This window comes from Nonomuraea sp. 10N515B (assembly GCF_052245915.1).
GTDB lineage: Bacteria > Actinomycetota > Actinomycetes > Streptosporangiales > Streptosporangiaceae > Nonomuraea.
Genome location: NZ_JBQQBQ010000124.1, coordinates 1 through 12791 on the forward strand (window position 1 = coordinate 1; position 12791 = coordinate 12791).

At 67.9% G+C, this 12791-nt stretch carries 12 protein-coding genes; 3 read left to right on the plus strand and 9 right to left on the minus strand.

The features are described from left to right. The 9 genes from ACTWQA_RS57200 to ACTWQA_RS57240 all read right to left on the minus strand — a co-directional run. On the minus strand, window positions 1-746 hold a 746-nt coding region (locus tag ACTWQA_RS57200), incomplete at its 3' end, for a YbfB/YjiJ family MFS transporter (RefSeq protein WP_443167173.1). 101 nt (window positions 747-847) lie between these two features. Beyond that, complete coding sequence (locus ACTWQA_RS57205; RefSeq protein ID WP_443167174.1) at window positions 848-1195, minus strand: hypothetical protein; 348 nt, start codon at window positions 1193-1195, stop codon at window positions 848-850. Between the two features lie 185 nt (window positions 1196-1380). After that, window positions 1381-1830 (minus strand): GlcG/HbpS family heme-binding protein, encoded by a 450-nt coding sequence (locus ACTWQA_RS57210; RefSeq protein WP_443167175.1) that lies wholly within the window; start codon window positions 1828-1830, stop codon window positions 1381-1383. A 56-nt stretch (window positions 1831-1886) separates the two neighbouring features. Next, a complete protein-coding gene (locus ACTWQA_RS57215; RefSeq protein WP_443167176.1) occupies window positions 1887-3173 on the minus strand; it encodes a YbfB/YjiJ family MFS transporter in 1287 nt (428 codons plus the stop codon). A gap of 228 nt (window positions 3174-3401) precedes the next feature. Beyond that, complete coding sequence (locus ACTWQA_RS57220) at window positions 3402-3707, minus strand: DUF1330 domain-containing protein (protein ID WP_443167177.1); 306 nt, start codon at window positions 3705-3707, stop codon at window positions 3402-3404. Beyond that, a complete protein-coding gene (locus ACTWQA_RS57225; protein ID WP_443167178.1) occupies window positions 3704-4393 on the minus strand; it encodes a type 1 glutamine amidotransferase domain-containing protein in 690 nt (229 codons plus the stop codon). The genes ACTWQA_RS57220 and ACTWQA_RS57225 overlap by 4 nt, the downstream gene beginning before the upstream one ends. Window positions 4394-4479: 86 nt before the next feature. Further along, window positions 4480-5073, minus strand: a complete 594-nt coding sequence (locus tag ACTWQA_RS57230) for a TetR/AcrR family transcriptional regulator (RefSeq protein ID WP_443167179.1) — start codon at window positions 5071-5073, stop codon at window positions 4480-4482. A 562-nt stretch (window positions 5074-5635) separates the two neighbouring features. After that, window positions 5636-8758 (minus strand): Tn3 family transposase, encoded by a 3123-nt coding sequence (locus ACTWQA_RS57235; protein WP_443167180.1) that lies wholly within the window; start codon window positions 8756-8758, stop codon window positions 5636-5638. A gap of 289 nt (window positions 8759-9047) precedes the next feature. Then, entirely contained in the window at window positions 9048-9722 is a 675-nt protein-coding gene (locus ACTWQA_RS57240; protein ID WP_443167181.1) for a TetR/AcrR family transcriptional regulator, read from the minus strand. A gap of 155 nt (window positions 9723-9877) precedes the next feature. On the opposite strand from ACTWQA_RS57240, the gene ACTWQA_RS57245 reads away from it, so the two are divergent. From ACTWQA_RS57245 to ACTWQA_RS57255, 3 genes are all read left to right on the plus strand, one after another. Then, complete coding sequence (locus tag ACTWQA_RS57245) at window positions 9878-10870, plus strand: NAD(P)-dependent alcohol dehydrogenase (RefSeq protein WP_443167182.1); 993 nt, start codon at window positions 9878-9880, stop codon at window positions 10868-10870. A 174-nt stretch (window positions 10871-11044) separates the two neighbouring features. After that, window positions 11045-11740 (plus strand): hypothetical protein, encoded by a 696-nt coding sequence (locus tag ACTWQA_RS57250; protein ID WP_443167183.1) that lies wholly within the window; start codon window positions 11045-11047, stop codon window positions 11738-11740. Between the two features lie 162 nt (window positions 11741-11902). Further along, window positions 11903-12418 carry a DUF6326 family protein gene (locus ACTWQA_RS57255; RefSeq protein WP_443167184.1) on the plus strand — a complete coding sequence of 172 codons (516 nt, stop codon included), beginning with the start codon at window positions 11903-11905 and terminating at the stop codon, window positions 12416-12418. The last annotated feature ends 373 nt before the right edge of the window (window positions 12419-12791 follow it).

Below are 12791 nucleotides of genomic sequence, written 5' to 3' on the forward strand. Positions count from 1 at the left end.
GAAGGACGCGCACGAGGCCCGGGTTGCAGCCCGGCGAGAACTACGCCAGGATCCCCTATAACCCCTCCCGCGACTGATGGGTATTTAAGACCCGATCTGGTGCATTTTCTCTGACACACCTCGGACGGCTCGGTCATGTTGCCCACCTGGTGCGGGAATCGGACCCTGAGCGCTACGGCGGCCAGGGTTGCGGCCGCCACGATCACGCCCCCCAGCAGCAGCGGTACTGAGTAGCCGGTGCCCAGCAGAGGCTGGGAGACCAGTGGCCCGATTATCTGCCCGATCCCGTAGCCGGCGGTCAACAGCGCCACGGCCCGGGGCAGCTGAAGGTGCTCACCGAGGGCCAGTGCCAGGGAGCTGATCCCCACGAATGTGCCGCCGAACGCAACCGCCGCGACCAGCGCACTGACCTCGCCGGGAACCAGTCCGGCCAGGGCGATCCCGACGGCCTGGAGCATCAGTGCTAGGACCAGCAGGGTGGGCCGGCTCCACCGGCGTGCCAGGGCCGTCCACAGTGCCGAGCCGGGTATGGCGGCCAGGCCGACGACCACCCAGGCACCAGCGCCGATCCACCCCGGGGCGGCCTGGGTGACCGACGCGACGAGGAAGGTCCCCGCGATGATGTAGCCGATGCCTTCGAGGGTGTAGCTGAGCGCCAGCGCGACGAACCAGCGGTGTGTACGCGTTCGGCCCTCCATCGCGCCGGCCGCCGGCGGGGCTGCGGGGCTGCGGGGGCCAGCTTCCATGAAGCTGCGGCCAGCAGCAGCGTGAGGGCGGTTGCGATCCACCACGCCGTACGCCATGTCGAGATGTCGCGGACTGCCAGGGCCCCCCGCTCGGGTCCGCGTCACCAGCCGCAAAGTAACGCTGAGTAGCTGTTGTCACTTTGTGTGGTCGCGAGTCTGGCCATCTCAGGGAAGGCTGGGGGCGGTGGCTTCTTCCGTCCTCGCCACGCCTGGGCGCAGAGGTACCGCGTGCCGAGACGCAGGTGGTAGCGGTCGTCGTCGCCGAGCACCGCGATCGGTGAGGCGAGCGCAATGGATCCGGTGAGGACCCGGCAGGGCTGAGCGGCTCGCGCGGCGACCAGCGCTGCCAGGGCCGCGGGCTCGTCGGTGCTGGCCTCCCAGGCCAGCCGGCGCAGCAGCGTGTCGCGACGGTGCTCGGGGAAGTCGGTGGGCCCCAGCCAGGCGATCACGACGCTGCCTGCGGGGCGGTGGGCTGCGGCGGTCGGGTATCCGCCGCTACAGAGATCATTCGGGCCGACCGCGGCATGCTGCCCAGCCCGGAGCGTCGCCAATTCGCAACGCGAGGCAGTTTTTCCGTTTACAGTGCGTCGATCGCCGGGACTGCCTGGGGTGCTGGCGGCAGACGGTGAAAGGGTCAGTACGCCTGGACGGCGGCTTCGGCAACGCGGACGTCCTGGTCGACGGTGCCGCCGGAGACGCCGACGGCCCCGACCATGCGGCCGTCCGCGTCCGTGATCGGCACCCCGCCACCGAAAGTGATCAGACCGCCGTTGCTGTGCTCGATACTGTAGACGGGACCGCCAGGCTGCGAGATCTCACCCAGGGCCCCGCTGGGCTTCGGGAAGAGTATCGAGGTCTTGGCCTTCTTCAGCGCCAGGTCGATCGAGCCGAGCCAGGCGTCGTCCATCCTCGTGAAGTCCAGCAGGTGGCCGCCGGCATCGACAATGGCGATGTTCATAGCGGTGCCCATCTCCTCAGCTGCGCTCTGGGCGGCGGCAGCGAGGCGAGTTGCGACATTCAGGCTGATGGTGGTCATGGTGTGGCCTTTCTTTGGGGTGAGCCGTTGCATGCGGTGGCCGACCATAACGTTCCTGGGGCCGCCACCCGCAGGAACGTTGTGGCCAGAGCTGCTTTTTCTCCTCAGTTGCTCCGGTCCTGGAGGGTGTGGGGAGGCCGGGGAGCATGAACGTGTGGGGGGCGCGACGTGGACGACTGCCGTGCCAGGCGGGACGGTTCGATCATGTCGCCCAGCCGGTGCGGGTAGCGGATCCTGAGCACCGCGGCCGCCAGCGTCGCGGCGGCCAGGACGGTGCTGGCCAGCAGCAGGGGTGCCGAGTAGCCGGTTCCCAGCAGAGGCCGGGAGATCAGGGGGCCGATGATCTGCCCGGTTCCATAGCCCGCCGTCAACAACGCGACCGCTCGCGGCACTTGGAGGTGCTCACCGAGGGCCAGTGCCAGGGAGGTGATGCCCACGAACGTACCGCCGAAGGCGGCCGCCGCGACGAGCGCGCCAGCGCTGCCGGGAACCAGGCCGGTCAGGGCGATACCGGCGGCCTGCAGCATCAGGGCCACCGCCAGCAGGGTGGGGCGGCTCCACCGCCGGGCCAGAGCCGTCCACAGTGCCGAACCGGGGATCGCGGCCAGCCCGACGACGACCCACGCACCCGCGCCGACCCAGCCGGGGGCGTCCTGGGTGATCGAGGCGACGAGGAAGGTGCCTGCGATGATGTAGCCGATGCCTTCGAGGCTGTAGCTGAGCGCCAGCGCGACGAACCAACGGTGGGCACGGGCACGGGCACGGGCCTTCGCCGGGCCCGCCGTCTGTGGGGCCGGCGGGGCGAGCTTCCAGGACACCGCGGTCAGCAGCAACGTGAGGACGGCCGCGATCCACCACGCCGTCCGCCAGGTCGCCACCTCGCGGACGGCCAGGACCAGCAGTCCGGAGAACATGATCCCCGCGCCGATGCCGCCGAATCCCCAACCGGCCAGGTGCGGGGCCGATCGACGCAGCCCGGACAGCAGCGCCCCGACCGTGTAGACGAAGGCGAGCGCGCTGGTGAACCCCGCGATGAGGCGCAGCCCTGACCAGAGGGTGACGTCCTGCGTGAGCGGCATCAGAGCGAGAGAAGCAGCCATCACGATCATCGAGGCACGCATCACCGGGCGGGAACGGACCAGCCGGGGTGCGAAGCTGCCCGCCAGTGCTCCGGCCAGGTAGCCGACGTAGTTGGCTGTCGCCAGGTTGGCCCCGCTCGTGGCCGAGAGGCCGGCCTGGTCGTGCATCAGCGGCAGGATCGGGGTGTAGACGAAGCGGGCGACCCCGTTGCTCGCGGCCAGCGCCGCGGCTCCCTGGAGCGCTGTGGCCCAGGCGGCGGGTCCGGGAAGCCGCCGTTCGGCCGCCGATGTTCGTTCGAGGGTGAGAGTCACGGAAGGGTCCTTTCGGGAAGTGCCTGGCACGGTGCTGCGGCCGAATCGGGCGGCGGCAGCACCGGCGCCAGTTCCGCGGCAGAAACGCCACGGAGACCCTTCGCGGTCATAAAGGGGCTGAGCAGGTTGGAAGGCGGATGTCGGCCGAAAACGCGCGACGGGGGCGCGCCACGCGGCTTCGCCACGAGCGTGAGACGAGAGCGAGCCGCGCCCCCTGGCCACGCGGTCTCAGCGGCCCCGGGTGTCGTCGACTCCTTCGACGATGAACACGCGGTAGTCCGCACCGGCCCGGCGGTGGGGCAGCGCCGCCTGGTAGGCCGGGCTCTCGTACCACGCCCGCGCGTCCTCGACGCTCGGGAAGCGATGGATCAGTACACCGTCGAACGGCGCACCCTCCAGGGTTTCGATCGCCCCGTATCCGACGACGGGTGTGATCTCGTGGCCTGTCCGGGCTGCCCGGGCCGAGCTGGCGTAGAGGGCCAGCTCGGCCGGGTCGGTCACGCGCTCGCGGAGCATGACCACGTAGGCGCTCACACGCCGCCCTTGCTGACCAGCTCGATCAGGGCGTCGGCCGCGGGGGCCGAGGACGCCGGGTTCTGCCCGGTGATCAGCAGACCGTCCTGCAGGACGTAGGGGGTCCAGTCGTCGGCCTTGGAGTAGACGCCTCCGAGCTTGGTGAGTTCGTCCTCGACCAGGAAGGGGACGACGTCGGTGAGCTGGACGGCCGCCTCCTCGGAGTTGGCGAATCCGGTGACGTTCTTGCCCGCGACCAGCGGGGTGCCGTCCTCGTTGACGGTGTGCCGCAGGACGCCGGGGGCGTGGCACACCAGTCCCACCGGCTTGCCGGAGCGCAGGGTCGTTTCGATCAGCCGTGCGGAGACGGTGTCCTCGGCCAGGTCCCACAGCGGTCCGTGTCCGCCGGGGTAGAAGACCGTGTCGAAGTCGCCGGCGGCCACCGAGTCGAGGCGCACGGTGCTGGCTAGTGCCTTGGTCGCCTCGGGGTCGGCCTCGAAGCGCCGGGTGTCGTCGGTCTGGAAGCCGGGCTCGTTGCTCTTGGGGTCCAGCGGCGGCTGCCCGCCCTTGGGCGAGGCGAGCGTGATCTCCCAGCCGGCCTCCTTGAAGCGGTAGTACGGCGCCGCCAGCTCCTCCAGCCAGAACCCGGTCTTGACACCGGTGTTGCCCAGCTCGTCGTGCGAGGTGAGAACGATCAGAACCTTCATGACACACTCCTTGGGTTAGTAGACCAGTCTACTATTGATGGTGAAAGGAGTCCCCATGACCGGATCGGGCATGGGGCGCGGGCCTTCTACAGGTGCAGCAGCTTGCGGGTCACCGCTGTGACGGTGTCGAGCGGGGCCGGGCTGCGATGGATCTTGGCCATGACGCTTGCGCCGAGCCACATGTCGTACAGGGCCTGTGCGACGTCGCGGGCCTCACCGTCGACCGAGAGGGAACCGTCCTCCAGGCCACTGGTGATTAGCTGCTCGATGCGGTCGACGATGGCGCTCGTACCCTCCTTCAGAGCCAGGCGCATCGACTCGGACAAGTCCGCGACCTCAGCGCCGAGCTTCACGGCCAGGCACTTGCCCTGGCACTCCTCGACGCTCTGCGTCTGTCGCCACTGCTCCCAGTAAGCCATCAGCCGCTCGGCCGATGACTGCCCGGAAGGGGCGAGAACGCGGTCCATGTCCGCGAGGTAGTCCGCGAAGTAGTCCTTCAGGAGCGCTTCGCCGAAGGCGTCCTTCGAGGCGAAGTAGTGGTAGAAAGACCCCTTCGGCACGCCGGCCCCCGCGAGCACCTCATTGATGCCGACAGCCGAGTAACCCTTGCGGGCCATGATCCGCTGGGCGGTGTCGAGGATGATCCGACGGGCGTCCGTGGTGCGCGTGGTGACCGGCATGCCTGAAACTATAGCACCCGAGTAGACCAGTCGTCTATAGCAAGTGCGTTCTTCCCTCTCTTCCCACGAAGCCCGCGCGAACAGTAGCTTCGGCATGGCGGAACCCTTCTGCCATGAGAATCCGCCTGTGCTCGAGGCTCCTGGCCAGAGGCAATCCCACACCCTTTGAGGAACGCAGCACTAGTCAAGCCGGACCATGATCAATCTCAGCCGCACTTCCTGTACCTCAACTACTCACACCCGTTCACCACACCGGTGGCCATGCACCTGGCGGTCGAGGGCGGCCGGATCGTTCGCATGCACCTAAACGAGGCACGCTGACCGTCGCCGAGGCGTTCAACGCCGGCTGAGCGGAGGGTACTCAGGGGCCCCGCGGCCCGGGGTGGCCCGGCCGGGCATGTACGTAGAGGGTCAGCCGAGACACGGCCAAAGCCGAAACGGATAGCAGAACTCCCCCTACGGCATGCTCCACGTCATCGTCGCGCTCACCCAGAACGGGCTGTAAGCGCAACAGGGGTGGCCCCGCACCCGGCGCGGGGCCACCCCCGAGATCGTTCGTCGCTCAGAGCGGACCAGCTGACGGTTGACCCTCAGCACTTGGCCCCGGCCCGAGGTCGAGTTGTTTGCTCATGTCGAGCTCGAACTTGCCGTACAGGTTCAGATGGGACCAGAACAGAGCCGACAGGGCGCGCCGGTCGGCGTCGGTGAGCTTCTTTCGCCACTTCGGCTCGGCGAGGACGATCTGCACCATCCTGGTGTTCAGGTAGACGATCGCGGCCTGGACCAGGTGAAGGGCCAGCGCGGAGACCTCGACGTGTTCGCGGTCGTCGCCGGTCAGGTCGCCGGCCTTGCCGTAGAAGATGTCCTTGTTGGCCGAGTTCCAGTTCTCCACCACGTTGAGGCCCTCGTGGATTTCGCGGCGCAGTTCCTCTTCGGCCAGGTAGTCGCAGATTATGAAGACGGTGCGGATCACCCGGCCGAGTTCCTCGATGGCCCGGTAGGTGGGGTGTTTGGGGCCGCCGCGGGTGAAGCGGCGCAGCATCTGGTGGGCCTCGACGGTGCCCAGCCGTAGCGCCGTCGCGTACTTGATCATCTGGTCGTACTGGTTGGCGATCAATTCCCAGTCGATGGTCTTGCCCGACAGGACGCCCTCTAGCTGCGGCCATGCCTCGACTTCGGTCAGGCCCGGCCGGTACAAGCGGGCCGAGCCGATGTTCTTCAGCCGGGGCAGCAGCTTGAAGTCCAGCAAATGCGAGAACGCAAAGCCAACGATCGAAGCTCCGTGCGTATCGGTGTACTGGCGATCGATCTCCGCGCTGGTCAGATGACGGAGCAAGCCCTCGATCATCGAGGCCACCTCGGAGTCCGTGGTGGATCGCACCTGGCTGTAGATGCAGACGTTCTTGCGTTCGACGTGCCAGTAGACCATGATCCCGGCACCAGTTCCGTACCGGATGTGGCTCTCGGCAAGAAGGTTGTTCTCCCACGTCTCGATCTGGGAGCCGTCGGCGGCCACGGTCTTGCCGTCGCCCCACACCGAGGCGATGTCGAGCTTGTTGAACTCGTTGATGACATCGGTGGAGGCTTTGGAGATCTTCTCGCTGGTGGAGTGCTTGTTCGCGGTCATGGCGATCTCGGCTGCGGAGACCTTGCCGCGCATGTGCGCAGCGACCTGGGCCGGGCCGAGCAGCGTCCCGTAGGTAAACACCATCAGCACGTACCGGCCGAGCGCTTCCTTGATCTTCGGGTCGGAGCCCGAAGCCGGGCCGAGGTGCCGGGTCCAGCCAGTCTGATAGGCGGTGCGGGTCAGGATGTCGAGCAGGTCCCGCTGCGGGAGCCGTTCGTGCACGACCTCCTCGAGTTTGAGCGCCTCCTTACTGCGCTCAGCGCCCTTGCGTCGTTTGAGCACCGGCCGTCCACCTTCCAGGGTCAGGTCGGTGTTGGCCGGATAGCCGGCGTCCACCCCGGCTACGGTGTCGGCCAGCAGCTGCCGGTAGTGGCGGGTCAGCTCGCGTGGATCGGCCGGCAGGCCGGCTTCCGCACAGAACTCCTCCACGAGCGGTTCGCATTCTTCCCAGGACATGAGCTGGTCGTGCAGGTTGGCGTAGGAGTCCGACCCGGCCACCGCGATGTCGCCCGACTTCAGCTCCGACGCCAGGTAGGAGAACACGCACACCTCCAGGTGGCGGCGCACCAGCAGGCCCGGCCGGTCCGGATCCTTGAGGATCTTCCGCCAGGCCGCCGAGGCGAACGCGTCCACGTCCGCCACCAGCTCCACCGCGACCGCGGCACCGTCGGGGCCAGCGCGCTCCACGCTGATCCGGTCGGGGACAAACGCCGCCCGCGCGTTCCGCTGAGCCTGCAGGTACTCCACCGCGTCCAGCACGCTGCGCTCAGCGTTGGTCGACTCCAGATCGATCGACTCGACCAGGGTGAACAGCGCCGACCGGTGCGACCGATAGTGCTGATCGAGCAGCGGCAGGTAGTTGTTGCCGTGATAGGCCGACACCGCCTCGTGCGCAGTTGCCAGCGCGTCCAAGCCACCGGCCTCATCCAGAGCCTTCAGTACGAGGCGGCCGGCGCGTTCGGCCACGTCCCCGGATCCGGAGGCGTCCGTAGCCGCAGGATCAGTGCCGCTGTCCGGCTGAGGACCGGTCGCATCGCCTTCGGCGGGTGTGACCGCCTCGCGGACGCCGTCCAGGACGTCGCCGAACACGCCCAGCAGTCGTTCGGACTCGGCCCGGTGCGCCTCCCGCAGTGCCTCCAGCTGGTCGCGACCCTTCTTGTGGATCGTGGCGATCCGCTTGCAGAACATCGTGACCACATCGTCCCGCACCCCGGTCCGCACCGTATGCAGCAGGCTCACGATCAACGTGAGGCGCTTGTCCTCATCCAGCACCTTCCGCAGGTCAGCGACATCGGTGACCCGCGCCTCGCCCGCGAAATGCGCGATCTTCCCCGGCGGGATGCCCTTCAGCCACTCCTCCGGCCCGAGGCCGTCCAGCTCGCGCAGGAACGCCAGGCGGCCTTTGAACTTGTTGAGCGACGCGGCCTGCGCCACGTCCTTCAGCCCGTCGAACTCGCTGCGCCGGGTGATCGGGTCGACCCGCAGCAGCCGGGCCAATCTCGCCCGCGCTCCGACGTCAACCCGGCCGGACACCAGCGCGAAGAACCCGCGATTCACCTCGGTGCGGATCTTCTTTGTCATCTCATCCAGCGTCGTGTAGCCGGGCAGCTCACACTCCGCGCGGACCAGCTCTTCCAACGCCACATTGATCAAGTCAGCGGGGTTGTCCTTGCCTTGCGCGGCCTTTCGGATCGCCTCATCGGCCACCTCCCGCACCCGGGCCGCGTCGTAGGTGACGCCCATCCGCTCGCGCACGAACGACCGGTGCCGCTTGGCCGACCGCTCAGCGGCATCCTCCAGCACCACCCCCTCCGGCAGACCGATCACCGACCGGATGTGCTCGGAGACCACCGCAGGAACGTCCTTGAGCTTCGGGAAATAGCCCAGCCGCTGGTAGGCCTTCAACCACACTAACAGCGCCAGCAGATGCTGATCATCCTGCGTCTTACCGCGAGCCCACTCCACCTCGACAGCCGACGGGGTGAACACCTCCGCCAACTCCCGCGTTGACACCGCCCGCGCGAACCTCGGGTACGCCGTCCGATCGATCGACGCCACCCGAACCCCCGCAAACCATCACCAACCAGCGCGAACCCCAGGAGTCTAACGATCAGTGATCAACAGCGCGGCCCGTTTCTGCCGTATTCCGGTGGCACCCCTAAGTAGGCGACGAAGACCTCACTGACCAGGCTCAACGTGTTCGGGTATACCTTCCTTAACGACAGGCCGCAATCGACGAAGTCACGTAGGCACCCCAGACGCACGGCCGCTACGAGCCCCACTACAACACGGCGGTTATGGATCGGAGCTGCGGTGCAGAGGGCTGCGCGACGGTCCGTGAGCGTCGCTATGCGGAGGCTCTCAGGGGCTCGAGGGCGGCTAGGACGAGGTCGAGGCCGAAGATGAACTCCTCCGCCGGGTCGTAGCCGGCAGCAGCGAGCGCCGCGGCGGACTCGTTGAGGTAGGGGAACTCGTCAGGAGGAAGCTGGGGCAGGTAGACGTCCTCGGCCATGTCCGCGAGCTCGTCGGCGCTGTCGAACGGGAGGCTGGCTTCCTGCAGGGCGTAACCGTAGACATAGCTGTCGAGCAACCAGTTGGCGTGCGTCGCCGTCAGGACCGGGAAGCCCGCCCTTCGCAGGCAGGCGGTGACCGCTTCGCGGTGGCGGAGGTTCGCGGGCCCCGGCGATGTCCGCGACTCCATCAGGCCGATCGCCCACGGGTGGCGTGCGAGAACCTGTCGGGCGGATACCGCCCGACGTCGCATCGCCGACTGCCAGTCGGTGTCTTCGGGCGGGAGCTCGATCTCCTCGAACACGACGTCGACCATGGCGTCCAGCAACTCCTCCTTGCTCGCCACGTAGTGGTAGAGCGACATCGCGCCCGCGCCGAGCGCGCGAGCCAGCTGGCGCATGCTCAGCCCGTGGACCCCCTCGCGGTCGGCGAGCCGGATCGCCTCGACCACCACCCGCTGCTTGCTCAGCCCCGCGTCTGACGCGATCTGGCGTTGTTCCCTCGCAGACACGGGTCTCCTCGCTCACTCGACGGCTTGACAATAGTACAGCGTACGTCCATAGTACAGCGTACGACGTACAATGTACGAGTCAGCGAGAGTCGCCGCTCGGACATGAGGAGGCTTCTGTGGGAATCGAACAGCGATCGAATGCCGGAGCAGGCCTAGTGCGGGGGGCGAGTCGGGCCGAGGCGGCGATGATGCGGGCCGCCGTCCAGCGCCGCTACGGCCCGCCCTCAGTGCTTAAGTCGTCCGAGGTCGGGCTACCGCTGCCCGGTCGAGGCGATGTGCTCGTCCAGGTCGGCGCAGCCTCGGTGCATCCTGGCGACTACTTCGTCATGACCGGTGAGCCGTACGTGGTGCGCCTGGTGTTCGGGCTCCGCCGGCCCCGCCACGGCATCCCCGGCAGGGACCTCGCCGGCGTGGTGGCAGCGGTCGGGAACGATGTCACCACTCTCCGCCCCGGCGACGAGGTGTTCGGCCAGAGCACCGCTGGAACGCTCGCGGAGTACGCCTGCGTCCCGGCGGACTACCTCGTCTCCGTGCCTGCCAACCTGTCGGTCGCGGACGCGGCAGCGGTGCCCACGTCGGCCATGACGGCATTGCAGGCATTGCACGAGATCGCGAACGTTCAACCGGGCCAGACGGTGCTGGTCACGGGCACGTCGGGCGGCGTGGGCTCCTTCGCCGTACAGATCGCCAAGGCGTTCGGCGCCGAGGTGACAGGTGTGTGCAGCACCCGCAACGTCGACCTGGTCCGGTCGCTCGGTGCCGACCACGTCGTCGACTACACGGAGACCGACTTCACCCGCACCGACAAGCGCTACGACGTCATCCTCGACAACGTGGAAGCCCAGCCCCTGGCGGCTGCCCGCCGAGCGCTGACGCCCACCGGCACCCTCATCCCCAACAGCGGACGCGGCGGCCGCTGGCTCGGTCCCCTCGGTCGGATCGTCAAAGCGCGCGTGCTGTCCGGGTTCACCCGTCAGCGGCTGAAGCCCTTCACGTCGGTCGGGAAGCGTCAGGACCTGCTCACCCTGGCCGACCTGCTCACGGCCGGGCAGGTCACGCCCGTCATCGACCGCACGTACCCCTCGACGAAGCAGCCGACGCCCTCCGCTACGTCGCGGCCGGCCACACCAGAGGGAAGGTCGTCGTGACCATCTGACGACCGGACCGACGAGAACGATCCAACCCGTGCGTACGCCCAGACCTGCCGCCACTCTGGCGGAGGGCCCGCTCCTCTCGAAAGAAGAACCGATGACCATCCGAACGAAAACCCCGAACCTGCTCGACAACCCGCCGGTCATCCGACCGTAACGAAGGAGTAAGAGATGAGATCCCCGAAGGACACCGCCACCACGCCAGCCCGCAGTTGGTTCGTTCGAGGCCGGCTCGTCGGCGCCGCAGCGATCGCGTTCGCGGTGTTGGTGATGATCGAGAACGTGTTGTTTGCGGTAACGGGCGCGCTGTCCTACGGCGCTCCGATCGACGAAGTGCTGGCCTACTACGCGGCCAACCGCGACGCGGTCGCGATCGTGTCCGGCCTGGTAGCCCTGTACCTGCCGCTGCTGCTCGTGTTCGTGACGGGCCTGCACGGCCTCGTGGAGCGGCGGGGCGGAGCGGGCGCCGACTGGGCGCGCCTCGCCGTGGCCGCTGGCGCGACGCTGTCGGCCATCTTCGTGCTTGTCAACGTCCTGCAGATCGGGCTCGCGCTCTCCGCCGGCGGCCTCGCCGAGCCGACGCCCGCGTTCGGGCTCGTCTGGCAGATTCACGCGGCGGCGTTCGCGCTGGCGCTGCCGATGCTTGGCACCACCTGCATCGGCTCGACCCTCGCCGCGCACGCGAGCGGGCTAACTCCGGCTTGGCAGCGCCTGCTGGGCATGGTGGGCGGGAGCCTGCTGCTCGCTGCGGGGCTGGGCAACCTCGCGATCGCCGGCGGCTCGCCGCTGATCTTCGTCGGGCTCCTAGGGTTCGTCGCCTGGCTCGTCTGGCTGCTCGCGACCGGCGTGCGCCTCGTCCGGTCATGACCGAGATGAGGGCGGTGCCGAGGTCGCGCACGCGGGCGAGGACCCCGTGGAGGGCCGCCCGGGGATGGCAGCCACAGCCTCGATCTCGACCACCCGTGCGTATGCACGCCCAAACCTGCCGCCACTCCAGCGGACGGACCGCTCCTCTCGAAAGAAGAACCGATGACCATCCGAACGAAAACCCCGAACCTGCTCGACAACCCGCCGATCCCCGTGCAGGCCAAGCTCGCCGCCGCATGGACCAGCTCCATGTTCTTCTACATCTACGTCGACTACTTCCACCTCTACAAGCCCGGCGCCATCGACGAAATCCGGGGTGGCGTCATCTTTGAGTTCGACATCAGCGGGACATTGTTGACCATTTTCCTCGCGCTCATTGGGATCCCGGCCCTGATGGTGATGCTCTCCATCACGCTGCCCGCCCGGGTGAACCGCGCCACGAACCTCGTCGTTGCATCGCTCTACATCCCCCTTCTCGGTGTTCAACGCGGTAGGGGAGTCCTGGGACTGGGCCCCCTTCTACGGCCTCTCCATCGGAATCGAGGTGCTGCTCCTGGCCTTCATCCTGCGCTCCGCCTGGACATGGCCTCGAACCCCCGTCGTCCCAGCCGGTCCCGCGACGACCGACCTTCGACAGGACCTTCGACAGTAGGTATCCGTGCAAGTCCTACGGCGTGAAGCCCGCCGCCGCGGACACCGGGCCGACCGTTACCAGCTCAGTCGCGGTATAAGCAGATAACCTGCTCACGAACGGTCCAGTGTCCGCGCGGGGGCTCACTGGCCGGTGGCCAACGCCCGTGATAGGGACCCTGACTCCCGTGCCCGGACGCCCCGAAAGGGAGTCAGGCGCCACCGCGTCGTCGGGCAGTTCGGCCCGACCGCGGGGGAAGCGGCCATGCAGCTGGTGGAACTTGAGCATCAGCGCGAAGCTTATCTTTAGCTTCGATTTCGATCATGGCTGTGACCAGCGGAGATTCGATGTGGACGGTGTCGTCGACGAGCTCATGGAGTTGTCCTGTCAGCAGGGTCCGGTGAGTTTGGAGGAAGCACG